Genomic DNA, 23,860 nt, shown 5'->3' with positions numbered 1-23,860 from the left:
ATATCCTGAGCTGCGATTATATGTCGTTTCTCAGTGATTTTGCTGTTCTTTTGCCAGTGCGAACATGTTCTAGCTACTAGGAGCCGGCTCACAAGAGCCATGCATTGCAACGTGGTGATCAGGCCGCTGTGGAAGAGGGAAACCCCACTCTTCGCCGTGACTGCTCAGCCCGGACCGAGAATGGAGTCGAAGGTTGATCGAACAGCTTGCGGCTCCGGCCCGGGCCGTCGGCGGGTTCTTCGAAATGGCCCTCGACACATTCACGAAGATGTGGCGTCGCCCTTTTCAATTCCGGGAGTTCTTCGAACAGACCTGGATGATCGCCCGCGTATCGCTCGTGCCGACCCTGCTCGTCGCCATTCCGTTCACCGTGCTGGTCGCCTTCACGCTGAACATCCTGCTGCGTGAGATCGGCGCCGCCGATCTCTCCGGCGCCGGCACCGCGTTCGGAACGGTCACCCAGCTGGGCCCCGTCGTCACGGTGCTGGTGGTCGCCGGCGCCGGCGCCACCGCAATCTGCGCCGACCTGGGTGCCCGCACCATCCGCGAAGAGATCGACGCGATGCGCGTGCTCGGCATCGACCCGATCCAGCGGCTGGTCGTGCCCCGCGTTCTCGCGTCGACCTTTGTCGCGGTGCTGCTGAACAACCTGGTGTGCGCCATCGGCATCTCGGGCGGCTACGTCTTCTCCGTCTTCCTGCAGGGCGTCAACCCGGGTTCGTTCATCAACGGCCTGACGGTGCTGACCGGCCTGGGCGAGCTGATGCTCGCCGAGATCAAGGCCGTGCTGTTCGGCCTGCTGGCCGGCATGGTCGGCTGCTACCGCGGCCTCACCGTCAAGGGCGGCCCCAAGGGCGTCGGCATCGCGGTGAACGAGACCGTGGTCTACGCCTTCATCTGCTTGTTCGTCATCAACGTGATCATGACCGCCATCGGCGTCCGAGTACTGGTGAGGTGATCCGGCCATGAGCTACGACGCGACACTCCGATTCAAACGCATGTTCCGGGCACTGCCCGGCATCGTCGACGGCCTCGGCGAGCAGGCCCTGTTCTACGGGGAGTCCTTCCGGTACATCCCCAACGCCCTGACCCGCTACCGTCGCGAGACCATCCGGCTCATCGCCGAGATGACGATGGGAACCGGTGCGCTGGTGATGATCGGCGGCACCGTCGGTGTCGCCGCGTTCATGACGCTGGCCTCCGGCGGCGTCATCGCCGTCCAGGGCTACTCCTCGCTGGGCAACATCGGTATCGAGGCGCTGACCGGCTTCCTGTCGGCCTTCCTCAACGTGCGCATCGTCGCGCCGATCATCGCCGGCATCGCGCTGGCCGCGACCATCGGCGCCGGCTGTACGGCGCAGTTGGGCGCCATGCGCGTGGCCGAGGAGATCGACGCCGTCGAATCGATGGCCGTGCACTCGGTGTCCTACCTGGTGTCCACGCGCATCATCGCGGGCCTGATCGCCGTCATCCCGCTGTACGCGCTGGCCGTCCTGGCGTCATTCTTCGCGGCGCGGGCCACCACGGTGTACATCAACGGCCAGTCGGCTGGTCTGTACGACCACTACTTCAGCACCTTCATGGTGCCCACCGACCTGCTGTGGTCATTCCTGCAGGCCATCGTCATGTCCGTCGCGGTCATGCTGGTGCACACCTACTACGGCTACAACGCCAGCGGTGGACCCGTGGGCGTGGGCATCGCCGTCGGTCAGGCCGTGCGGACCTCGCTGATCGTGGTCGTCACCATCGTCCTGCTCATCTCCCTGGCCGTGTACGGCGCGTCCGGCAACTTCAACCTCTCCGGATAGGGGGTGCACGACGATGTCTTCCGGCGGTCCTAAACGCAGCCATGTGAGGCTCGCGGCAGCGGTGCTGATCAGCATCATGCTGGCCGCCGTGGTGTTCACCTATTTGTCGTACACCGCGGCCTTCACCCCCACCGACACCGTCTCGGTCATGGCGCCCCGCGCCGGTCTGGTCATGGACCCTGATGCCAAGGTCAAGTACCGCGGCATCCAGGTCGGCAAGGTCGAGCAGATCGACTACGCCGGTGACCAGGCGAAGCTGAAGCTGGCGGTCCTGAGCGACCAGATGCGCTACATCCCGTCCAACGCCCGCGTCCGGCTCGGCAGCACGACGGTGTTCGGCGCCAAGTCGGTCGAGTTCCTGCCGCCGGAGCATCCGTCGAAGGAGTCACTGCGTCCCGGTGCCCAGGTGCAGGCCAAGGACGTCCAGCTGGAGATGAACACCGTCTTCCAGACGCTGACCGACCTGCTCGACAAGATCGATCCGGTCAGCCTGAACGCCACCGTCACCGCGCTCGGTGAAGGCCTGCGCGGCCACGGTGACGACGCCGGCGCCGCGGTGGCCGGGTTGAGCAAGTACCTGGAGTACTTCAACCCCAAGCTGCCCACGCTGCAGCAGGATTTGAAGGACACCTCGACGGTCGCCGGCATCTATGGCGACGCCGCGCCCGACCTGGCGAAGGTCCTGGACAACGCGCCGACCGTCAGCAAGACGCTGGTCGACGAGAAGGACGACCTGAACGCCGCGCTGCTCGCGTCCACCGGGTTCGCCAACAACGCGTACGCGACCATCTCACCGGCCGCCGACGACTACATCGCCGCAATCCAGCGGTTGCGGGCCCCGCTGAAGGTTCTGGGTGACTACTCACCGGAATTCCCATGCCTCATCCAGGGCTTGTCGAAGGCCGTCGACCGCTTCGGCCCGGTGTTCGGTGGCGTCAAGCCGGGCTTGTTCGTCTCCTCGAACTTCTTCCCGGGTGCGCCCAACTACACCTACCCCGAGAGCCTCCCGATGGTGAACGCCTCGGGTGGTCCGAACTGCCGTGGCCTTCCGGACGTGCCGTCCAAGCAGTACGGCGGCTCGTGGTATCACACGCCCTTCTTGGTGACCGACAACGCCTACATCCCGTACCAGCCGAACACCGAGCTGCAGTTCGACGCGCCCTCGACGCTGCAGTTCCTGTTCAACGGTGCCTACGCAGAGAAGGACCGCTACTGATGTCCGCGAGTGAGTGGGGCCGCCCATGAGACACAAGCGCGCAATGATCAACGTCACGGTGTTCACCGTCGTGATGTTGCTGGTCGCCGCCGGTCTGGTGGTGGTGTTCGGCCAGTTCCGCTTCGCCTCGTCGAACACCTATCACGCCAACTTCACCGACGCGTCCCGGCTCAAGGCCGGCGAGGACGTCCGCATCGCCGGTGTCCAGGTCGGCTCGGTGAAGAGCGTGAAACTCAAGAGCGACAACACCGTCGACGTCAAGTTCACGCTGAACGATCGCTACCAGCTGTACACCTCGAGCCGCGCCGTCATCCGCTACCAGAACCTGGTCGGTGACCGCTACATGGAGATCACCTCCGGCCCCGGCGAGCTGCGCAAGCTGCCCGCCGGCGGCACCGTTGCCCTCGCCAACACCCAGCCGGCGCTCGACCTCGACGCACTGCTCGGCGGTCTGCGCCCGGTCGTGAAGGGTCTGGACGGCAAGAAGGTCAACGAGATCACCGCCGCCATGATCGAGGCCCTGCAGGGGGAGGGCGGTGCGCTGAGCGACCTGCTGTCCAACACCGGTTCGTTCAGCCAGACGCTGGCCGAGCGCGACCAGCTGATCGGCGACACGATCACCAACCTCAACACGGTGCTCGGCACGGTCGACGCCAAGGGTGCTCAGTTCAACACCAGCATCGACCAGCTGCAGCAGCTCATCACCGGCCTGGCCAAGGGGCGCGACCCGATCGCCGGTGCCATCGGCCCGCTGGCCTCGGCCGAGAACGACCTGACCGAGATGCTGCAGAAGTCGCGGCGCCCGGTGCAGGGCGTCATCGAGAACGCCCGGCCGTTCGCGCAGCGTATGTACGAGCGCCGGGCGGAGGTGAACCCGGTCATCGAGAACCTCGCGGAGGACTACCTGCGACTCAACGCCCTCGGTGCCTACGGCGCGTTCTTCAACATCTACTACTGCTCGGTGAAGATCAAGATGAGTGGCCCCGCGGGTAGCGATCTGATCGTTCCGTTCGGTGGTCCCGCGGATCCGTCGAAGGGCAGGTGCTCCGAAAGTGGCTAAGCCAGAAAAGGATCCGGTTCGCACCGGCATTCTCGGTGTGTTCATCGTGGTGTGCCTGGTGCTGATCTCGTTTGGCTACACCGGCCTGCCGTTCTGGCCGCAGGGCAAGAACTACTCCGCGTACTTCGGCGACGCCGGTGGCATCACCCCGGGCAGTGACGTGCGCGTCGCGGGTATCAAGGTCGGCAAGGTCGGGGACGTGGAGCTCGCCGGGACCTCGGCGAAAGTGAACTTCACCGTCGACCGTCAGATCGTGGTCGGCGACCAGTCGCTGGCATCGATCAAGACCGACACGGTGCTGGGGCAGAAGTCTCTCTGGGTCACCCCGAAGGGCACGAAGGAAGCCACAGTTATCCCGTTGGGCCGCACCACGACTCCGTACACCATCAGCACCGCGCTGCAGGACCTGGGCCAGAACACCAGTGAGCTGGACAAGCCGCAGCTGCAGCAGGCGCTCCAGGTGCTGACCGACACGCTGCACGACGCGACGCCGCAGCTGCGTGGCGCGCTCGACGGGGTAGCTGCCCTGTCGCGCAGCCTGAACACGCGCGACCAGGCGCTCGAACAGCTACTCGGGCACGCCAATAAGGTGTCCGACACCCTGGCGCAGCGCGCCGACCAGGTGAACAAGCTGGTCATCGACGGCAATCAGCTGTTCGCCGCGCTGGGCGAGCGGCGTCAGTCGCTGGGCACGCTGATATCCGGTATTCGCGTTGTCTCGCAACAGCTTTCGGGATTTGTGGCGGACAACAAGCGCGAGTTCGGTCCGGCCCTCAAGCAGCTGAACCTGGTGCTGGACGAATTGCTGAAGCGCAAGGAACACATCAGCGAGGCGCTCAAGCGGCTGCCGGGTTACGCCACCACACTCGGCGAGGTGGTCGCTAACGGTCCGGGCTTCAACATCAACCTGTACGGCCTGCCGCCCTCGACGATGTCGGAAGTCGCACTCGACGCGTACTTTCAGCCGGGCAAGCTGCCGGCCAGCCTCGGCGACATGCTGAAGGGCTACATCTCTGAACGGATCGTCGTGAGGCCGAAGTCGCCATGATGAAGAACATGAACTCGCGGGGCGCGATCCTTGCGGTCGTAGCCGTGGTGGTCGCGCTGGTGGCTGCCGGCGCCTATCTGCTGTGGCCGTCACATGGCGGTCACAAGGTGGTCGCTCACTTCACCAACGCCGTGGGCCTGTACGCCGGCGACGAGGTGCGAGTGCTGGGGGTTCCGGTCGGCACCATCGATTCGGTTGAGCCGCAGGCTAATTCGGTCAAGGTCAGCATGACCGTCAAGGACGGCGTGAAGATCCCGGCCGACGCGCGGGCGATCATCATCTCGCCGAACCTGGTGGCGGCGCGGTTCGTGCAGTTCACCCCCGTCTACAACGGCGGAGCGGCGCTGGCCAACGGCGCCGAGGTGCCGCTGGCCCGGACCGGTGTCCCGGTCGAGTGGGACGACGTCAAGAAGCAATTGACCCAGCTCAGCGCTCAGCTCGGCCCGCAGGACGGTGCCCCGCAGGGTCCGCTCGGTGCGTTCATCAACCAGGCCGCCGACACCCTCGATGGCAAGGGCGATTCGTTCCGCAACGCCTTGCGTGAACTGTCGCAAACCGCTGGGCGCCTTGGTGATTCGCGTGGCGACCTGTTCGGCACCATCAAGAACCTGCAGATTCTGGTCAACGCGCTGTCCGGCAGCAACGAGCAGATCGTGCAGTTCACCGACCACGTCGCGTCCGTCTCGCAGGTGCTGGCGGAGAGCTCGGCCGGTCTGGACCAGACCCTTGGCGCCCTGAACCAGGCGCTGGGTGACGTCAAGGGCCTGCTGAAGGACAACAACGCGGCGCTGATCGACCAGGTCGGCAAGCTGGCCGAATTCACCCAGGTGCTGACCGACAACAGCGACAATATCGAGCAGGTTCTGCATATCACGCCGAACGGTCTGGCCAACTTCTACAACATCTACAACCCGGCGCAGGGCTCGCTGGACGGTCTGCTGTCGCTGCCAAACTTCGCGAACCCGGTGCAATTCCTGTGCGGCGGCAACTTCGACATCGGTGCCTCTCCGGACAACTACAAGCGGGCGGAAATCTGCCGTCAGCGCATGGGTCCGGTGCTGCGCCGGATCGCGATGAACTACCCGCCCGTGCTGTTCCATCCGATCAACAGCATCACGGCATATAAGGGCCAGGTCATCTACGACACCCCGCAGACTGAAGCCAAGGCGCAGACTCCGGTGCCGTACCTGCAGTGGAACGCCGCCCCTGGCGTCGTCCCGCCGAAGGTCCAGCCGGACGGGACGCTCAGCGACCTAATCCTGCCGCCGCCGGCCATTCCGGGTCAGATTTCGCCGGCCACGCCGCCGGTGGGACCGGGCTCGACGCCGCTGAACGGTTCTGGTCCGCTGCCCGGCCCCGCCCCGGCGCCCGCAGCCCCGGTGGGCGCACCGCTGCCCGCTGAAGCCGGAGGCAACTGATGAAGACGGTTGGAAAAGTCCTGGCACTCGGATCGAGTGCCGTGGTGCTCGCCGGTTGCCAGTTCGGTGGCCTGAACTCGCTGGACATGCCGGGTACCCAGGGCCACGGCGCCGGTTCCTACACCGTCACGGTGCAGCTGCCGGACGTCGCGACGTTGCCGCAGAACTCGCCGGTGATGGTCAACGACGTCACCGTCGGCAGCGTGTCGGGCCTGGACGCGGTCCAGCGTGCGGACGGCACGTTCTATGCCGCGGCGAAGCTGTCGATCAACGGCGATGTGAAGCTGCCGGCGAACGCGCGGGCGAAGGTCGCCCAGACCTCGCTGCTCGGCTCGCAGCACGTGCAGCTGTCGGAACCTGTCGGGGAAGCGCCGCAGGGCCGGCTCAAGCAGGGCTCGGAGATTCCGCTGGCGCACACCGGCCGGTATCCGACCACCGAAGAGGTGCTGTCGTCGCTGGGCCTGGTGGTGAACAAGGGCAATCTCGGTGCGCTGCAGGACATCACCGATGAGGCCTATGCCGCGGTCGCCGGCCGGGCGGGGCAGTTCGTCGACTTCATCCCGCGGTTGGCCGAGCTCACCCAGTCCCTGGACAAGCAGACCACCGACATCATCGGGGCCATGGACGGGCTGAACCGCTTCGCCTCGATCCTGACCAAGAGCAAGGACAGCCTGGGCCGCACGCTCGACACCCTGCCGGGGGCGATCAAGGTCCTCAATGACAACCGCAAGAACATCGTGGATGCGTTCACCGCGCTGCGGAAGCTCGCGGTGGTCGGTGCCAAGGTCATGGCCGCAACCAAGGATGACTTCGCGGCCGACTTCAAGGACCTCTTTCCTGTCATCAAAGCGCTCAACGACAACGCCGACGACTTCATCCACGACCAGGATCTGATGGCGACGTTCCCGTTCTCCAACAAGTACTTCAAGAACGCGGTGCGCGGTGACTACCTGAACGTGTACGTGACGTTCGACCTGACGCTGCGCCGCCTCGGTGAGACCTTCTTTGCGACCTCGGGGGGTCTCGACCCGAACATGAGGCGCCTGGACGAAGTGGTCAACCCGCCGGACTTCCTGTTGGGCGCACTGGCGAACCTGTCCGGACAGGCCGCCGATCCGTTCAAGATTCCGCCCGGCACAGCGACGCAACATGGAGGGGTGAAGCCGTAATGTTGTTGCCCCGTCTTGCGCGTTTCCAGCTGGCGATCTTCGGTGTCGTCACCGTCATCTGCCTCGCGCTGATCACGACGTCCTACCTGCACCTGCCGGCGGCGGTCGGCCTGGGAGTCTACAACGTGGACGCCAAGTTCGTCGTCGGCGGCGGCATCTACCAGAACGCCAACGTCACCTACCGCGGCGTGACGATCGGCCGGGTGATGAACGTCGGTCTGAACGACAACGGCGTAACGGCCCAGATGCGGCTGAACACCGACAGCCCGGTGCCGGACAACGTCACCGCCACGGTCAAGAGCGTCTCCGCGATCGGTGAGCAGTACATCGATCTGGTGCCGCCGCCGGCCGACCCCTCGAAGAACATGCTGAAGAACGGCGCCACCATCGGTGTCGACCGGACCGCGGTCGGCCAGGACATCGTGGACCTGCTCAACCAGGCGCAGTCCCTGGTCAGCAGCATCAGCAACACGCGCTTGCAGGACCTGCTCCGCGAGTCGTTCAAGGCGTTCAACGGATCCGGTCCGGAACTGGCGCGCATGATCCGGTCGTCGCGGCTGTTGGTCGATGAGGCCAACGCCAACACGAACGAGATCGACAAGCTGATCGACCAGGCCGGCCCGCTGCTGAAGGCACAGATTCGTGCCGGCGCCGACATCAAGACCATGGCGAGCAGTCTCGCGACGCTGACCGGCGAGGCCGCCCAGGCCGCCCCGCAGCTCCGTGCGGTGCTCAAGACCGTCCCGGGCGCTGTCCAGACCGTCAACGAGACGTTCGACGGCATCCGCCCGACGTTCCCGATGCTGGCGGCCAACCTGGCCAACTTCGGCCGGATCGGCGTCATTTACCACAAGTCCATCGAGCAGGCGCTGGTGATCTTCCCGGCGCTGATCGCGGCACTGCTGACCGACGCCGGTGGCGTGCCCATCGACGAAGGCGCGAAGCTGGACTTCAAGATCAGCCTCGGCCAGCCGGCGTGCTCGACGGGCTTCATCCCGGCTCCGGAGAACCGCACACCGGCCGACACCACCGTGCGCGATCTGCCGAAGGACCTGTACTGCAAGACCGCGCAGAGCGACCCGAGCACCGTCCGTGGTGCCCGCAACTACCCCTGCATGGAGTACCCGGGCAAGCGCGCCCCCACGGTGCAGATCTGTCGTGACCCGCGTGGTTACGTGCCGATCGGCAGCAACCCGTGGCGCGGTCCGCCAGTGCCGTACGACACCCCGGTCAACGACCCGCGGAACATCACCCCGCCGAACCGGTTCCCGATGATTCCGCCGGGTGCCGACTATGACCCGGGCCCGCCGTCGGTGCAATTGCCGCCGGGGGTGCCCGCCGGGCCGGGACCTGCGCCCAATGCGCCGTTCCCGCTGCCGTACCCGCCGAGCGATCCGGGTCCGCAGCCGCTGCCCTGGCCGTTCTTCGCGCCGCCGGATCAGGTGACTCCGCCGTACGCGATCAACAACCCGCCGGCGCCCGGCCCCGAGGGCCAGCCGCAGGCAAGCGGGCCGAAGGGGCCGCAGAGCACGACGTACGATGCGAATACCGGGGTCTTCGCTGACCCTGCCGGCGGTACTGGAGTGTTCAACGCCGGCTCGAGTAACGGCGACGCAGGCGAGTCCTGGGTCGACCTGATGAAGGATCCAAGGCAGGTTTGATGAGTGACGAACCGGCTGCGACGGACGAGACGTCGAAGCCGCCGGTGACCCGTGCGCGTCGGCGGGCCTCACGGCCCGCCGGCACCGCCGGTTCAGCAGAGGCAACAGTGCTCGACGTGGCGATCCCGTCGACAGCGAGCAAGACATCAGCAACCGAATCGGTGACCACCAAGGCGCGGCCCGCGGTCCAGGTGCCGCGACGGCAACCGCACCGGTCGCTGGTCATGACCATCGGCCTGGCGGTCGTTGCCGTGCTCGTGGCGGCGCTGGCCGGCGGCACCTGGTTCCTCCGGCACGGCAACGGGCAGATCGAGGCGACACAGGACCGCGATCAGCGGTTCGTGGACACCGCGAAGCAGACCGTGGTCAACATGTTCAGTTACACGCAGAACACCGTCGATGAGAGCGTGAACCGCTTCGTCAATGGCATCGGCCCTGGCCCGCTGCGCGACATGATGAACCAGAGCAACAACGCCGACAACCTGAAGTACCTGTTCAAGCAGACGCAGGCCAACTCGGAGGCCGTCATCACCGCGGCGGCGCTGGAGAGCATCGACAACACCTCCAACATCGCGAAGGTGCTGGTGACGGTCCGCGTGACGCTGTCCGACATGAACGGGGTGAACCAGCCGTCGACGCCGTACCGGCAGCGGGTGTTCATCCGCGAGGACGACAGCGGTCACATGGCGGCCTACGACATCAAGTACCCGGATGGAGGCAACTGATGAACCGGTTGCTGGTGGCGCTCGGCGCACTTTTGGCGGTCGCCGTGGTGGCACTCGGGGCGCTCGGCGGGTCGGCGTTCTGGAACCACGTGGAGCTCTCCGGAGAACAGGCGACGGCCGACGAGTTGCCGAGCCTGGCCAGGTCCCAGATCCCACAGATCCTCGGCTATGAGTACAGCAGCGTGCAGCGTTCCACGACGCAGGCACTGACGCTGATGACTCCGGCGTTCCGCAAGCGGTACGAGGAACTGACGGCCAAGAACAACATCTTCAACGACGCGGTGAAGCGCAAGCTCATCAGTCAAGTGAATGTCGTTGGCGCGGGCATGATCTCGTCGCACCGCGACTCGGGGACGGTTCTCGCTTTCGTGAACCGGGTCATCACCGATGAGCGCAAGCAGCCCAACTACGAGGGCAGCCGGCTGAAGGTCGACTACCGCAAGATCGACGGCAAGTGGCTGATCGACGAGATGACGCCGATCTTCTAGTACCCCAACCTGATTCAGGCCCCGGAGCACTGCTCCGGGGCCTGAATTCTTGGTCGGTCAGTCGCGGGTGTGCGACAGGGCGTCGAGGAACGCCCGGGCCCAGCGGTCGACGTCGTGGGCCAACACCTGCCGACGCAGCGCGCGCATGCGACGTCGGCCCTCTTCCGGGGACTGGGTGAGGGCGTCGGCAATGGCGTCCTTGACCCCGTCCAGGTGATGCGGGTTGGTCAGGTATGCCTGCCGCAATTCCTCTGCGGCGCCGGTGAATTCGCTGAGCACGAGGGCGCCGCCGAGGTCGCTGCGGCATGCCACGTACTCCTTGGCCACCAGGTTCATGCCGTCGCGCAGCGGCGTCACCAGCATGACGTCGGCCGCGACGAAGAACGCGATGAGTTCCTCGCGGCCGATCGCCCGGTGCATGTAGTGCACCACCGCGTGACCGACCTCGCTGTACTCGCCGTTGATGTGCCCGACCTGGCGCTCGATGTCTTCGCGCATGACCTTGTAACTGTCCACGCGCTCGCGGCTCGGAGTGGCCAGCTGTACCAGCACGGTGTCGTGCCGGTTGGCCCGGCCCTCGGCGAGCAGCTCCGAGAACGCGCGCAGCCGCACGTCGATGCCCTTGGTGTAGTCCAGCCGGTCCACGCCCAGCATGATCTTGCGCGGGTTGCCCAGCTCATCGCGGATCTGACGGGCGCGCTGCCGGATGGTGCGACTGCGGGCCTGAGCGTCCAACGCCGCCGAGTCGATCGAGATGGGGAACGCGCCGACCTTGACCGTGCGGCCGTCGTGGCTCACCTCGCCGAGCCGGGACCGGACACCGATGGTGTGGCGCGATGTGTTGGCATCGAGCAGTCGACGGGCCAGCACCAGGAAGTTCTGCGCGCCGCCGGGCAGGTGGAAGCCCACCAGGTCGGCGCCGAGCAGGCCTTCGATGATCTCGGTGCGCCACGGCATCTGCATGAACAGCTCGACGGGCGGGAACGGGATGTGCAGGAAGAACCCGATGGTCAGGTCGGGCCGGAGCTCCCGCAGCATCTTGGGGACCAGCTGCAGCTGGTAGTCCTGCACCCAGACGGTCGCGCCCTTGGCCGCGGTGCGGGCCGTGGCCTCGGCGAAGCGCCGGTTGACCGCGACGTAGGCGTCCCACCAGTGCCGGTGGTAGATGGGCTTGACGATGACGTCGTGGTACAGCGGCCACAGCGTCGCGTTGGAGAAGCCCTCGTAGTAGTCGGCGATCTCGTCGGCCGACATGCTGACCGGGCACATCGTGAGCTCGTCCTGGACGATCGGGTCTTCGTCGCTGTCGGCGACGCCCGGCCAGCCGATCCAGGCGCCACGCTGCTTGCGCAGCAGTGGCTCCAACGCGGTGACGAGCCCGCCGGGGCTGCGCTTCCAGGTGACCGAACCGTCAGGGAGCCGCTCCATGTCGACGGGCAGCCGGTTGGCGACCACGACGAAGTCGGAGTTGCCGACGGGCTTCACGGCGGACTTACCGCCCTTGGAGGATTTGGGACTCGCGGTGGACGCCGCAGAAGCGTCGTTGCCTCCGCGGGCCGTCACGCGTCGAGCTTCGTGGGCCCGATACCCAGCATGGACAGGAACATGCGACATTCGTCGGCATCGTTGGCGTACGCGGCCACGACGCGGCGGGCCTGACGGGCGGTGCTGTCGGCCAGGGGCTCCACGTCGCCGATATCGGCGGGATCAGTTTTTGCAGGCATTACACAACCTTAGGCGACTGTTGTTACGGGCTGGAACTCACCGACGAGTGCGGGTGCACCTCGGGCACCTGTTCTTCCGAGAGGCCGATGCATTCGCCGGTGTTGTGGCCGGTGCACGGGATGCCGTCGACCTGGCCAAGCTGGTTCGGTGCCGCTTCGACAGGGCCGGGTGCCTGCTCGTTGCCGCTCTCGAAACAGGACCCGCTGATGGGGTTCGCCGTCATGCCGGGCGGGCAGCTGGTTTCCCCGAGTAGTGCGGGGGACGCGGGGCCGCTCAGCGCGAGTACGGCGGGCGCGGCGACCGTCGCGACGGCGAAGCCGCCGGCGACCAGGAGACGTCGATGGATCGGGATGCTCATGGCGTCACCGCTTTCGTCGGGGAAAATTTCAGCGTACGCCCAGGTGCTGTGTAGCGAACGGGGAAATTGGCCGCCCGACCAGCATTGTATACAACTTTTGAAAAGTGTATACAGGACGTGTCCCCGTCGATCTGTCCAGAGGAGTACGTCGGTGCAATTTTCAGTCCAGGGTTGGCTGACGGACCGGACGGTGTTGATCACCGGCGGTGGCAGCGGCATCGGTAAGGCCATCGCCCAGGGCGTCGTGGCCGCCGGCGGCAACGCGCTCATCTTCGGCCGTACCGAGGCCACGTTGCAGTCGGCAGTCGACGAGATCTCGGCCGCCGGGGGACCGGGCGCCATCCGCTTCCAGACCGCCGACGTCACCAACGAGGACGACGTCGCCGCCGCTGTCGCGACCGCCGCCGCGTGGAACGGCAAGCTCTCCGGCGCCGTGCACTGTGCCGGTGGCTCGCTGACCGTCGGGCCCGTCACGCACCTGGATTCGGAGATGTGGCGCCAGACCGTCGACCTGAACGTCAACGGCAGCATGTACGTCGTCAAGCACACCGCGCGGGAAATGGTGCGCGGCGGCGGCGGCTCGTTCGTCGGCATCTCGTCGATCGCGGCGAGCAACACCCACCGCTGGTTCGGGCCGTACGGCGTCACCAAGTCCGCGCTCGATCACCTGGTCCAGCTGGCGGCCGACGAACTCGGCGCCTCTTGGGTGCGCGCCAACAGCATCCGCCCCGGCCTGATCCGCACCGATCTGGTGGCGGCGAGCATCTTCGAATTCGAGCCGCTGCGAGAGGATTACCGGCAGTGCACGCCGCTGCCCCGGGCCGGCGAGGTCGAGGACGTCGCCAACCTGGCGCTGTTCCTGCTCAGCGACGCATCGCAGTGGATCACCGGCCAGCTGATCAACGTCGACGGCGGCCAGAAGCTGCGCCGCGGCCCCGACTTCTCGGCCATGATGGAGCCGATGTTCGGCGCCGACGCCATGCGCGGGGTTTTCGCCGACTAGGCGGGCGCTGCGCCTACTTCGGCGCGACCACGCCGTGGTCGTACGCGTAGACGATGGCGGCCGCGCGGTCCCGTAGGTCCAGCTTGGTGAAGATCCGTCCGATGTGGCTCTTCACCGTCACCTCTGAGATGACCAGTCGGCCGGCGATCTCGGCGTTGGTCGCGCCCGACCCGATCAGCTGCAGCACGTCGAGCTCGCGGGCGGTCAGCCGGTCGGCGACGTCGTCCGACGGGGCGCCAGGGGCGCGCCGGTAGCCGTTCAGCACGCGCGCGGTGACGGCCGGGTCCAGGTACGCCTCGCCGCGTGCGACGGCGTGCACGGCCCGGATCAGTTCCTCGGCCGGCGAGTCCTTGAGGACGAAGCCGGACGCCCCGGCGCGCAGCGCCGCGGACAGCAGGTCGTCGTCGTCGAATGTGGTGAGCGCCAAGGCCGGTGGGCCGCCGCCGGCGCGCAGCGCGCGGATCGCGTCGACGCCGCTGGCGCGCTTCATCCGCAGGTCCATCACCACCACATCGGGACGGCACCGGAGCACTTCCCGCGGCACCTCGTCGCCGTCGGCGCATTCACCGACGATCGAGAAGCCGTCCTTGCGTCGGAGGATCCGGCGCAGGCCCGAGCGGACGAGTTCCTGATCGTCGACCAGCAGGACGTCAACGTCAGTCATGGCGAACCTCGTTGCGTGACAGCCGGATTCGGTGCATGGCGCAGTGCGCGGCGGTTGCCGTGGCGACCGGTACACGCGCCTGCACCGTCCACCCCTGCGGTCCGGGACCGGCCTCGAATTCGCCGTCGAGCAACGCGATGCGCTGACGCATCCCGGGGAGCCCCGCACCGGCTGTTGCGCCGGCCACGGGTCTCGGTAGCTCGTTGTCGACCGACAGGACGGCTGCGCCCTTCTCCACATACAGCCGCAGCCGCGCCGCCGAGGACGGGGCGTGCTTGGCGACGTTCGCCAGTGACTCCTGCGCCACCCGGTACAGCGCCAGGCCGATCCCGGGAGTGACCGACGCCGGGTCGACCTCGATGCTCGACTCCACGTGCAAGCCCGCGTCGGCGAAACTCGTCACCAGATCGGGCAGGTCGGACAACCCCGGTTCGGGGGCCAGCCGCAACGGGGCGGCGTCGCGCGCGCCGAGCAGACCGACCGTCTGCCGGATGTCCGACATGGCCTGCCGGCCGAGACGCTCGGCGTCGAGCAGGCCGTCCACCGCCTCGTCGACGTCGCTGTCCTCCTGCAGGGCGCGCCGGGCGCCCGTCAGGTGCAGCATGGTGACCGACAAGGAGTGGGCGATCACGTCGTGCACTTCGCGGGCGATGCGTCGGCGCTCGTCGGCTGCGGCCTGTTCGGTGAGGACGTCCTGACGGGCACGTTCCTCGATGACGAGACGCTGTTGCAGTTGCAGGATGTGCCCCATCATCGCGGCGATGGCCAGGAAGAACAGCAGGTAGGGCACGAACGTGCTGAGGTGTCCCGTGCGGGACGCGCCGATCAACAGCAGCGCGCTGGCGAGCAGACTCGCGAGGCCGATGCGCATCGGACCCAGCGCGAACACCTCTCCGAGCATGAACATCAACAGGAACGGCGCTGCGTCGAGGAAGACCGGCGGCCAGCACAACAACAGCAGCGCCACCCCGGCCAGCACCGACGCCGCGCTGACCGCAGTCGACGGCTTGTAGCCGCCGACGATGAACGCGAGGATCGGCGCGAACACGAGCCCGACGGCGACGAGCAGCAGCCACGGCTTGGTGAAATCCCGCTGCGTCGCGGCGGTTGCCGCGACCACCAGCGTGCCGGTGTACATCACGATGGGGACCGTGAATGGGTACTGGTAGGCCACGAGCTCGCGCCGACGCAGCGCGAAGTCACGGAGCCAGGCCATACCGCCAGCGTAGAGCCGGTGCCGGGATTTACACATCATTCGCGGGACGGCTCGGGCCTCCTACCACGGTAGGAGGCCCGGTCTCGTCCGCAGCACGACGCTTCCGGGCCTTCGCCGCTCGTAGGTTCGGAATCCATGTGGGACGTCATCGCAAGATTCTGCAGCCGCTTCGCGGTCCTGATCATCGGATTGTGGGTGCTGGCCGCGGCGGCGGGCAATCTGCTTGTGCCGCAGGTGGAAACCACCGCGCACAACCACGCGCGGGGCTTCCTGCCCGCCGATGCCCCGGTGAACCTCGCCGGCGTCCAGATGGACGAGCAGTTTCATGACGGGTCCGGCGGCAACCTCAATTACCTGGTGCTGGAGGGCGATCACCCGCTCGGCGCGCCGGAGCGGGCCTACTACGACCGCCTGCTGAGCACCTTGCGCGCGGATACCGAGGATGTGGATTCGGTGATGGACCTGTGGTCCGACCCGGTGACGGCGGCCGGCGCGCAGAGCACCGACGGCAAGGCGGTGTACACGATGCTGCGGATTCGCGGCGAGCTCGGTGCCGCAAAGGCGAACGCCGCACTGGACGCGGTGCGGCGGATCGTCGCGGCCGCTCCCGCACCTGCGGGCCTGCACGCGTACGTCACCGGACCGGGCGCCACCATCGCCGACGAGCTCAGCGCGATCGACAAGCAGATGCTGATGATCACCGGTGTCACAGTCGTTCTGATCGCGGTGCTGCTGTTCGTCGTCTACCGCTCGGTGATCACGTCGGCGATCCCGCTGCTGACCGTCGGCCTGGGCCTCGGGGTCGCGCGGGGCGTCGTGGCGTTCCTGGGGGAGCGGGACCTGATCGAGGTGTCGATCTTCTCGGTGTCGCTGCTGGCGGCGATGGTGCTCGGGGCGGCAACGGATTACGGCATCTTCCTGCTGGGCCGCTATCACGAGCAGCGCCGCGCCGGCGTCGATCACGAGCAAGCGCTGGTGATAGCGAACCGCAGCGTCGCGCCGGTGATCGCCGCGTCGGGCTTGACCATCGCGGCGGCGCTGTCGTGCCTGCGGTTCGCTCAGGTCGGCATGCTGCGCAGTGCCGGATTGCCCTGCGCCATAGGCATTCTCACCGGTATGTTCGCATCGCTGACGTTGTTGCCGGCGTTCATCGGGCTGGCCGGGCGGCATGGCCTGGCGCAGCCCCGCCGTCGTGCCGCGGCGAAGGTGCCCGGCCGGAGCTGGCGCCGGGTCGGGACCGTCGTCGCCCGGTGGCCGGGGCCGGTACTGGTGGCGTCGTCGCTGGTTCTGGTGGTCTGTGCCATCCCGGTGGCCGGCATCCGTCTGGGCTTCGACGAGCTTGCCGCGCAACCCGATTCCACGCATGCCAACCGGGGCTACCAGGCCATGGACCGGCACTTCCCGCCCAACCGGCTGTTGCCCGAGACCGTCTCGATCGAGACCGACCACGACCTGCGCAACCCGGCGGGCGTCATCGCGGTCGAACGGGTGACCCGGAAGATCATGGAGATTCCCGGGATTCGCATGGTGCAGTCGGCATCGCGGCCGGCGGGTTCGCTGCCCGAGCAGGCGGCCCTGACCGATCAGGCCGGCACCATCGCCGACCAGCTCGACGACGGGGTGGCCCAGCTGAGCAAGCGGCTCGGCGCCGTCAACCAGCTGTCCGCGACGCTGGACCAGTTCTCCTCGGCCATAACGCAATTGCAGAACGGGCTGGGCGGCAGCGTCCGTGGCCTCGGGCAGTTGGGCTCGGGAATCGACGCCATGCACGGCGGCATGCAGCAGTTGCGGGACAACGTCACCTCGGTGTCTCAGTACATGGATCCGTTGCGCGGCTTCACCAATGCCAACCCGAACTGCGCGGGCGATGCCATCTGCTCGCTGGTGCTCAAGGTCGTCGAGCCCATGGATTCCGTGGTGGCGGCCACCAGCACGCTGACTGACAGCACAGTGGGTTTCAGCGCGGGCACCACCGAGATGGCCAAGTCGCTGACCGGCGCGCAGGCCTCGGTGCGCTCGATGCGGGCCGCGGTCGACCAACTCGGCGCAGTCACAACACAATTGACCAAGACCGTCGGCGAGACCCGCGGCATGTTCTCCGGCCTGACGGACTATCTGCGCGGCGTGCGGGCGGACTTCCAGGACAGTAGCGAGGGCGGCTTCTATCTGCCGCAGCGCGCGTGGCAGGACCCGCGCTTCCAGCGTGCGGCCGGGCTGTACTTCGCGCCCGACGGCCGGTCGACGCGGCTGCTCGTCTACGGCGACGGCAAGGTGTTCGGCACGGACGGGGCGCTGCGCTCGCCCGAGATCCTGGCCGCGGTCCAGGAGTCCACGAAGGAGGGCACCCTGGTCCGAAACACCGTCTTTGTCACCGGTTTCGGCACCGGCACCGCGGAGCTCCGTGGCTATGTGTCGGACGACTTCCTGTTGCTCGCGGGCGTCGCGCTCGCGCTCGTGTTCCTGATCATCCTCATCATGCTGCGCAGCCCGGTGGCGGCCGCGGTGGTGATCGGCACCATCGTGGTGTCCTACGCGTCGGCGGTCGGGGTGAGCAGCTTCATCTGGCAGGACCTCCTGGGCAGAGAGCTGCACTGGGCGGTGCCGTCGATCGCGCTCATCGCGTTGGTGGCCGTCGGCGCCGACTACAACCTGCTGCTGACGATGCGGCTGCGTGAAGAGGTGAGCCGGCCGGACTCGGGGTTGAAGACCGGCATGATCCGGACGTTCGGCGGTACCGGCGGCGTGGTGACCACCGCCGGAATCGTCTTCGGCATCACCATGTTCGCGATGCTGTCCAGCGACGTGCTGAGCATCGAGCAGGTCGGTACCACCATCGGCGTCGGTCTGCTCATCGACACCTTGATCGTGCGGACCTTCGTCGTGCCGGGCATCGCGGGGTTGCTCGGCCGGTGGTTCTGGTGGTCCCCGGTTCCCCTGGTGCGCGGAGTGTTGTCGCGGACGTTCACGCGTCGGCCGTCGCGACCGCGGCGGGACCTGCCGTTGATCGCCGGCACGGCGCCGGGTCGAGAAGTGTTGCAGGGTGCCGCGGGCTGAACTCAGCCGCTCACCTTCGCGGTCAACGTGATCAGTTGGTCCAATAGCCCGGCCAGTTCTCCGGCACGCCGCTCCAGCGGGGTGAAGCCGTCGGCGCCGAACTCGGTGAACAGGGACAACGACACCTGAGCGCGGACGTCGAGCATCTGGAAGTTGGCGACGATCTGCCGCCACTGCTCCACGGCGCGCACCCCGCCGTCGGCACCGTAGGACACGAAAGCCACTGTCTTGCCGAACCATTCAGAACCGAGGCTGTCCACCGCGTTCTTGAACGCACCAGGGACACCGTGGTTGTACTCGGGGGTGACGAAGATGAATCCGTCGCAGGCATCGATCGTCGCGCTCCACCGCTGCACGTTCTCCGATTCGTACTGCTTCTTGGCCGCGGCGGGAACGGTCGCGGACGTGAGCAGTGGCACGTCGAAGGTTTTCAGGTCGACTATCTCGAACTGGGCGTCGTCGCGCCCGGCCGCCTGTTCGGCAACCCAGGTGCCGACGCCGGCGCCGGCGCGCCCGTCCCGAATCGATCCCACGATGATGCCGATTTTCATGTAGTGCTCCTCTTCTGCGTCGTGACCCCGATGGCGGCTCCTGACAGCCTGCCGAACTCGGGGTACCCGCGCGGAAGAATGGCAACCACTCACACAATCAATGCCCGGCGTCGAACTCCACCGACAGCGTCTGCGGCCCACTGACCGCCATCAGCGGCTTCCACGGTGCCGGACCCGTGCGGCGAATGTTCGGCATCCGCTGCGTCAGCACGGTGAGTGCGCGGACCAGTTCCAGGCGCGCGAGATGCGAGCCGAGGCAGTAGTGCACACCGCCGCCGAACGTGAGCATCGGCGGTACGTCATGCCGCGTGATGTCGAACTGATCGGGGTTGTCGTACACCAGCGGATCACGGTTCGCCGCAGCGGTATTGGCGACGACGAGCGAGTCGCGCGGAAAGAAGAACCCCGACAGCTCCACGTCTTCGGTGACATACCGTGGCACGTTCAGGACGATCGGCGCGAACCGCATCACCTCGTCGACCGCCTGGGGCACCAACTCGGGATGTGTTGCCAGGAGCGCCCATTGGTCCGGGTGGTCGCAGAAGGTGTCGACGGCGGCGGCGAGTTGGTTGCGTGTGGTGTCGGTCCCGGCCGCAAGGATCCCCATGGACAGCATGAGCAGTTCGGAGTGGCTGAGCCGGTCGCCGTCGTCCTCCGCCCGGATGAGGCCCGACAGCAGGTCGTCCGTCAGCGCGGCGCGGCGGTCCGTGATCATCGCGTCGATGTAGTCGTCGAACTTTTGCCAGGCCGTGAGGATTTCGGATTCGTGGGCCGCCACATCCCACCAGAACATCTTGAAGATGTCGTCGGTCCAATCCGAGATCATCCGCCAGTCGGTACGCGGCGCGCCGAACAGTGCGCAGATCACCGGGATGGGATAGGGCTGGGCGACGTCGGCGACGATGTCGCAATGCCCCACGGCGGCAACGGGATCGACCAACTCGGCCAGGATGGAGTCGATCAGCGAATCGAGCCGGCCGACGGCCTTGCCGGTGAACGCTTTGCACACCAGCTTCCGCAGCCGAGTGTGCTCATCACCGTCGAGACTGAGCAGTGCACTGCCGATGCGATCCCACAACGGACCTCCGGTGACTCCGCGCGGCACCAGCCCGCGCACGCCGGGTTGATGAAACCGCGAGTCGCGCAGGACCGTACGGACCAATTCGTAGCTGAGCACCTCCGGTGCGTGCGGCCCGATGGCCACGGGCGACTGCCGGCGGACCTCCTTGATCATCCGGTGGGCCGCCGCCGGATCATCGATGGTTTCGTAATCGATCCTGGGCAGGCCGGCATCCGAGACGTCGACGACGGCGTTCGTGGCGATGGTCATCGATGTCTCCCTCGGCTCCGATAGAAGTCACTATCGGGCCGAGCGGGGCGCAACACATCAGCCGAACGGCGTAATTAACCACCTAGTCGAGCTGCACGGTCAGCTCGGCGCCGGTCGCCGCGATGACATCGTCGACGCTCACGCCCGGGGCGGTCTCGCGCAGGATCAAGGTGCCGTCGCCGGGCACGTCGATGACGGCCAGGTTCGTGATGATCCGGTCGACCACACCCTGACCGGTCAGCGGCAGCGTGCAGACCGGGACGATCTTGGGGTTACCGGCCTTGTCGGTGTGCTCCATGAGCACGATGACCCGCGACGCGCCGTGCACCAGGTCCATGGCGCCGCCCATGCCCTTGACCATCTTGCCGGGCACCATCCAGTTGGCCAGGTCGCCGGTGCGCGAGACCTCCATGCCGCCGAGTACGGCGGTGTCGATGTGGCCGCCGCGGATCATCCCGAACGACAGCGACGAATCGAAGTACGCCGCACCGGGATTCACCGTCACGGTTTCCTTGCCGGCGTTGATGAGGTCGGGGTCGACGTCGTCCTCGGTGGGGTAGGGGCCCGTCCCCAGGATGCCGTTCTCCGAGTGCAGGGTGACGTGGACGTCGCCTGTCAGAAAGCCGGGGATGAGGGTGGGCAGGCCGATGCCGAGGTTGACGTACTCGCCGTCGATCATGTCGGCCGCGGCGCGGGCGGCCATCTGGTCACGGTTCCAGCCGGTGGGCGCGGTCACTTCGCGGCTCCCTCGTTCGCGCGCACGGTGCGCTTCTCGATCTGCTTGTCCTGCGGCCCGGTGTGCACGATGCGCTGCACGAACACGCCGGCCAGGTGGACGTCGTCGGGGTCGATCTCGCCGGGCTGCACCAGTTCCTCGACCTGGACGATGGTGATCCGGCCGGCCATCGCGGCGAGGGGGTTGAAGTTGCGCGCGGTCTTGTTGAAGACCAGGTTGCCCGCGGTGTCGGCGCGCAGCGCGTGCACGAGCGCGAAGTCGGCGTTGATCGACTCCTCGAGCACGTAGCGCTTGCCGTTGAATTCGCGAATCTCCTTGGGCGGCGAGGCAACTGCGACGGAACCGTCGGCCGCGTAGCGCCACGGCAGACCGCCGTCGGAGACCGGGGTGCCGACGCCGGCCGGGGTGTAGAACGCGGGGATGCCGGCGCCGCCGGCGCGCATCCGCTCGGCCAGCGTGCCCTGCGGGGTGAGTTCCACCTCGAGCTCGCCGGACAGGTACTGGCGGGCGAACTCCTTGTTCTCCCCGACGTATGACGCGGTGACCCGGCGGACCTTGCCGAGGCCCAGCAGCACGCCGAGGCCGACGCCGTCGACGCCGCAGTTGTTCGAGAACACCTCGAGATCGGTGGCACTCGACGCGGCGATGGCATCGATGAGTTGGTCGGGGATGCCGCATAGACCGAATCCGCCGACAGCCAGCGTGGCGCCGTCACCGATGTCGGCGACCGCTGCGGCAGCCGAGGCGTACACCTTCGAGGTCATGACACTCCGTTCATCCAGTAAACGCGTGACCCACTCAACACGGCACGCCGCTGACAAGGCAAGTCTCTGCTCGAAGCAGGTCGAAAGTGTTCACATGGCGAGCATTGACGCTGTGTGCGTTCACTGAATGAACGCCTAGGATGTGGTGATGACCGGTCCGAATGTCGTCGCCCGCGTGGGGGCGATGCTGCGGGCAGTGGCCACGGCCGAACCCGAAGGCGCCTCCACCACCGAGCTCGGAAAACTGGCGGGGCTGGCCCGGCCGACGGCACACCGGCTGCTCACGGCGCTGGCCGACGAACATCTGGTCAGCCGGGATCAGAAGACCGGCCGCTGGTCACTCGGACCCGAGCTGTATCTGCTCGGGGTCGGTGCGGCCCAACACCACGACGTGACCGATCAGGCGCGTGCGGTGGTGACGCGGCTGGCACGCGAGACCGGCGAGAGTGCGTTCTTCTCGGCCCGTCGCGGCGATCAGACCGTGTGCGTACTGAGCGAGGAGGGCAGCTTCCCGTTGCGCTCGCACGTCCTGCAGGTCGGTATCCGGTTTCCGCTCGGGGTGGCCAGCGCCGGGCTGGCGATCCTCAGCCACCTACCGGCCGCCGACGTCGACGACTACTTCTCCCGCGAACAGCCGGAAACCAATTGGGGGCCAAATCATTCCGAAGCGGCCATCCGCAAGCGCATCGAGCAGACCCGGCGCGCCGGCTATGCCGTCAATCCCGCGCTCCTGGTGGAAGGCAGCTGGGGCATGGCGGCCGCGGTGTTCGACCGACGCGGCCTGCCCGGCTGGGCCCTGAGCCTCACCGGTGTCGAGACCCGGTTCCGTGCCGGGCGTCGACGTGAACTGGGGCGGCTGCTTCTCGAGCAGGCTCACGAGCTGTCGGGCCGGCTGCAGGGGTGACCCCGCGTCGCCGCCCGCGTGGCGGTAGGCGATTGTGGACTGGTGACTGAACGCGCGCGCATCGACTTTCCGTCCCGCATCGGCGTCTGGTGGGCCAGCGACAGCTGGGCCATGCCGGAAGCTCAGGCCGTGGCCCGCGACATCGAAGCCATGGGCTACGGCTCGTTGTTCCTGCCCGAAACCGTCGGCAAGGAATGCCTCACCGAATCGGCGGCGTTCCTCGCGGCCACCGACCGGCTGGTGGTCGGTACGGGCATCGCCAACATTCACGTGCGCCTGCCGTCGGCCGCCGAGGCCGGTGCCCGCACGCTGACCGCGCTGTACCCGGGACGGTTCGTGCTGGGCCTCGGCGTCAGTCACGGCCCGCTGGTGGAGCGGGGGATGGGCGGCACCTATGAAAAGCCGCTCGCGACGATGCGCAGCTACCTGGAGCGCATGGCCGCCGTGCCGGAGGCCATCGAACCCGGGGTGGGCCGGCCGCCCCGACTGCTTGCGGCATTGGGCCCCAAGATGATCGAGCTGTCGGGCAGACAGGCCGACGGTGCGCATCCGTACCTGGTCGTGCCGTCGGCCACTGCGACGACGCGGGAAATCCTCGGGCCGGACAAGTGGATCGTCTCCGAGCAGGCCGTGGTCGTCGGCGGTGATGACGCTGAACAGCTGCGCCGCGCGCACGATCACCTGAACGTCTACAGCGGCCTGCCCAACTACCGGAACTCGTGGCTGCGCCAGGGCTTCGACGAGAGCGATCTGGTCCGTGGCGGGTCCGAGCGACTGGCCCGCGCGCTGGTCGGGATGGGCAGCGTCGAAGACGCAGCGGCGAAGGTGAAGGCGCACCTCGATGCCGGCGCCGACCACGTCGTGGTGCAGATGCTCGGCGAGCATCCGACGGCCGACCCGCGGCCGGGCCTGCGTGAGCTGGCCGCAGCATTGGGGCTGTAGGTCGGCTGCCGGTTTGACCG

Annotated in this window: 23 protein-coding genes; 14 read left to right on the top strand and 9 right to left on the bottom strand. The window is 67.2% G+C overall.

The genetic code is table 11. The annotated features are described in order from the left end of the window. The first annotated feature begins 193 nt into the window (after nucleotides 1–193). From ACJH7A_RS06100 to ACJH7A_RS06055, 10 genes are read left to right on the top strand one after another with little or no spacing between them, the layout of a single operon-like run. Nucleotides 194–958: an ABC transporter permease gene (locus tag ACJH7A_RS06100; protein ID WP_029105067.1), complete on the top strand. Its 765-nt coding sequence runs from the start codon at nucleotides 194–196 to the stop codon at nucleotides 956–958. A gap of 7 nt (nucleotides 959–965) precedes the next feature. After that, nucleotides 966–1,808, top strand: a complete 843-nt coding sequence (locus ACJH7A_RS06095; protein WP_138250776.1) for an ABC transporter permease — start codon at nucleotides 966–968, stop codon at nucleotides 1,806–1,808. Nucleotides 1,809–1,821: 13 nt separating this feature from the next. Continuing rightward, nucleotides 1,822–3,024, top strand: a complete 1,203-nt coding sequence (locus ACJH7A_RS06090) for an MCE family protein (protein ID WP_406775244.1) — start codon at nucleotides 1,822–1,824, stop codon at nucleotides 3,022–3,024. 25 nt (nucleotides 3,025–3,049) lie between these two features. After that, entirely contained in the window at nucleotides 3,050–4,084 is a 1,035-nt protein-coding gene (locus ACJH7A_RS06085; protein WP_406775245.1) for an MCE family protein, read from the top strand. Further along, the gene (locus ACJH7A_RS06080; protein WP_406775246.1) at nucleotides 4,077–5,132 is read left to right on the top strand and encodes an MCE family protein; all 1,056 of its coding nucleotides are present in this window, start codon (nucleotides 4,077–4,079) and stop codon (nucleotides 5,130–5,132) included. The genes ACJH7A_RS06085 and ACJH7A_RS06080 overlap by 8 nt, the downstream gene beginning before the upstream one ends. Beyond that, nucleotides 5,132–6,550, top strand: coding sequence for an MCE family protein (locus ACJH7A_RS06075; RefSeq protein ID WP_043984610.1), 1,419 nt, complete (start codon nucleotides 5,132–5,134; stop codon nucleotides 6,548–6,550). The genes ACJH7A_RS06080 and ACJH7A_RS06075 overlap by 1 nt, the downstream gene beginning before the upstream one ends. Next, nucleotides 6,550–7,719, top strand: coding sequence for an MCE family protein (locus tag ACJH7A_RS06070; protein ID WP_406801581.1), 1,170 nt, complete (start codon nucleotides 6,550–6,552; stop codon nucleotides 7,717–7,719). Before ACJH7A_RS06075 ends, ACJH7A_RS06070 begins: the two co-directional genes overlap by 1 nt. A 2-nt stretch (nucleotides 7,720–7,721) precedes the next feature. Beyond that, on the top strand, nucleotides 7,722–9,380 hold the full coding sequence (locus tag ACJH7A_RS06065) for an MCE family protein (RefSeq protein ID WP_406801635.1): 1,659 nt from the start codon (nucleotides 7,722–7,724) through the stop codon (nucleotides 9,378–9,380). Further along, entirely contained in the window at nucleotides 9,380–10,105 is a 726-nt protein-coding gene (locus tag ACJH7A_RS06060) for a DUF6445 family protein (RefSeq protein ID WP_406801580.1), read from the top strand. The genes ACJH7A_RS06065 and ACJH7A_RS06060 overlap by 1 nt, the downstream gene beginning before the upstream one ends. Next, nucleotides 10,105–10,593: a mammalian cell entry protein gene (locus tag ACJH7A_RS06055; RefSeq protein WP_043984613.1), complete on the top strand. Its 489-nt coding sequence runs from the start codon at nucleotides 10,105–10,107 to the stop codon at nucleotides 10,591–10,593. Before ACJH7A_RS06060 ends, ACJH7A_RS06055 begins: the two co-directional genes overlap by 1 nt. A gap of 57 nt (nucleotides 10,594–10,650) precedes the next feature. On the opposite strand, the gene ACJH7A_RS06050 is transcribed toward ACJH7A_RS06055, so the two are convergent. The 3 genes from ACJH7A_RS06050 to ACJH7A_RS06040 are packed head-to-tail and all read right to left on the bottom strand — an operon-like array spanning nucleotide 10,651 to nucleotide 12,676. Continuing rightward, nucleotides 10,651–12,156 carry a trehalose-6-phosphate synthase gene (locus ACJH7A_RS06050; RefSeq protein WP_293017893.1) on the bottom strand — a complete coding sequence of 502 codons (1,506 nt, stop codon included), beginning with the start codon at nucleotides 12,154–12,156 and terminating at the stop codon, nucleotides 10,651–10,653. Then, nucleotides 12,153–12,317 (bottom strand): hypothetical protein, encoded by a 165-nt coding sequence (locus ACJH7A_RS06045; protein ID WP_090562895.1) that lies wholly within the window; start codon nucleotides 12,315–12,317, stop codon nucleotides 12,153–12,155. Before ACJH7A_RS06045 ends, ACJH7A_RS06050 begins: the two co-directional genes overlap by 4 nt. 23 nt (nucleotides 12,318–12,340) lie before the next feature. After that, a complete protein-coding gene (locus tag ACJH7A_RS06040; protein ID WP_293017889.1) occupies nucleotides 12,341–12,676 on the bottom strand; it encodes an intersectin-EH binding protein Ibp1 in 336 nt (111 codons plus the stop codon). 151 nt (nucleotides 12,677–12,827) lie between these two features. Here ACJH7A_RS06040 and ACJH7A_RS06035 point away from each other — a divergent pair, with 151 nt between their 5' ends. Next, nucleotides 12,828–13,679, top strand: coding sequence for an SDR family oxidoreductase (locus ACJH7A_RS06035; protein ID WP_293017887.1), 852 nt, complete (start codon nucleotides 12,828–12,830; stop codon nucleotides 13,677–13,679). Between the two features lie 13 nt (nucleotides 13,680–13,692). On the opposite strand, the gene ACJH7A_RS06030 is transcribed toward ACJH7A_RS06035, so the two are convergent. Further along, nucleotides 13,693–14,343, bottom strand: a complete 651-nt coding sequence (locus ACJH7A_RS06030) for a response regulator (RefSeq protein WP_406801579.1) — start codon at nucleotides 14,341–14,343, stop codon at nucleotides 13,693–13,695. Continuing rightward, nucleotides 14,336–15,559, bottom strand: a complete 1,224-nt coding sequence (locus ACJH7A_RS06025; protein ID WP_267324100.1) for a sensor histidine kinase — start codon at nucleotides 15,557–15,559, stop codon at nucleotides 14,336–14,338. Before ACJH7A_RS06025 ends, ACJH7A_RS06030 begins: the two co-directional genes overlap by 8 nt. Nucleotides 15,560–15,694: 135 nt before the next feature. On the opposite strand from ACJH7A_RS06025, the gene ACJH7A_RS06020 reads away from it, so the two are divergent. After that, on the top strand, nucleotides 15,695–18,613 hold the full coding sequence (locus tag ACJH7A_RS06020) for an RND family transporter (protein ID WP_406801578.1): 2,919 nt from the start codon (nucleotides 15,695–15,697) through the stop codon (nucleotides 18,611–18,613). Between the two features lie 2 nt (nucleotides 18,614–18,615). Here the strand turns inward: ACJH7A_RS06020 and ACJH7A_RS06015 are convergent, their stop codons facing one another. From ACJH7A_RS06015 to ACJH7A_RS06000, 4 genes are all read right to left on the bottom strand, one after another. Next, nucleotides 18,616–19,164: an NADPH-dependent FMN reductase gene (locus ACJH7A_RS06015; protein WP_406775251.1), complete on the bottom strand. Its 549-nt coding sequence runs from the start codon at nucleotides 19,162–19,164 to the stop codon at nucleotides 18,616–18,618. Between the two features lie 97 nt (nucleotides 19,165–19,261). After that, nucleotides 19,262–20,494, bottom strand: a complete 1,233-nt coding sequence (locus tag ACJH7A_RS06010) for a cytochrome P450 (RefSeq protein ID WP_406775252.1) — start codon at nucleotides 20,492–20,494, stop codon at nucleotides 19,262–19,264. A gap of 82 nt (nucleotides 20,495–20,576) precedes the next feature. After that, nucleotides 20,577–21,230 (bottom strand): 3-oxoacid CoA-transferase subunit B, encoded by a 654-nt coding sequence (locus ACJH7A_RS06005; RefSeq protein WP_406775253.1) that lies wholly within the window; start codon nucleotides 21,228–21,230, stop codon nucleotides 20,577–20,579. Continuing rightward, nucleotides 21,227–21,994 carry a CoA transferase subunit A gene (locus tag ACJH7A_RS06000; RefSeq protein WP_406775254.1) on the bottom strand — a complete coding sequence of 256 codons (768 nt, stop codon included), beginning with the start codon at nucleotides 21,992–21,994 and terminating at the stop codon, nucleotides 21,227–21,229. The genes ACJH7A_RS06005 and ACJH7A_RS06000 overlap by 4 nt, the downstream gene beginning before the upstream one ends. 148 nt (nucleotides 21,995–22,142) lie before the next feature. Between ACJH7A_RS06000 and ACJH7A_RS05995 the strand changes: the two genes are divergently transcribed. Together ACJH7A_RS05995 and ACJH7A_RS05990 are read left to right on the top strand one after the other, a co-directional pair. Continuing rightward, entirely contained in the window at nucleotides 22,143–22,898 is a 756-nt protein-coding gene (locus ACJH7A_RS05995; protein WP_346416019.1) for an IclR family transcriptional regulator, read from the top strand. A gap of 42 nt (nucleotides 22,899–22,940) precedes the next feature. Then, nucleotides 22,941–23,840 carry an LLM class F420-dependent oxidoreductase gene (locus tag ACJH7A_RS05990; protein ID WP_406801577.1) on the top strand — a complete coding sequence of 300 codons (900 nt, stop codon included), beginning with the start codon at nucleotides 22,941–22,943 and terminating at the stop codon, nucleotides 23,838–23,840. Nucleotides 23,841–23,860: the final 20 nt, after the last annotated feature.

Origin of the sequence: Mycobacterium sp. SMC-17, assembly GCF_045310915.1 — a bacterium.
Classification (GTDB): Bacteria; Actinomycetota; Actinomycetes; order Mycobacteriales; family Mycobacteriaceae; genus Mycobacterium.
The sequence above is the reverse complement of the archived record's forward strand: the minus strand, read 5'-3'. Positions and strand labels throughout refer to the sequence as shown.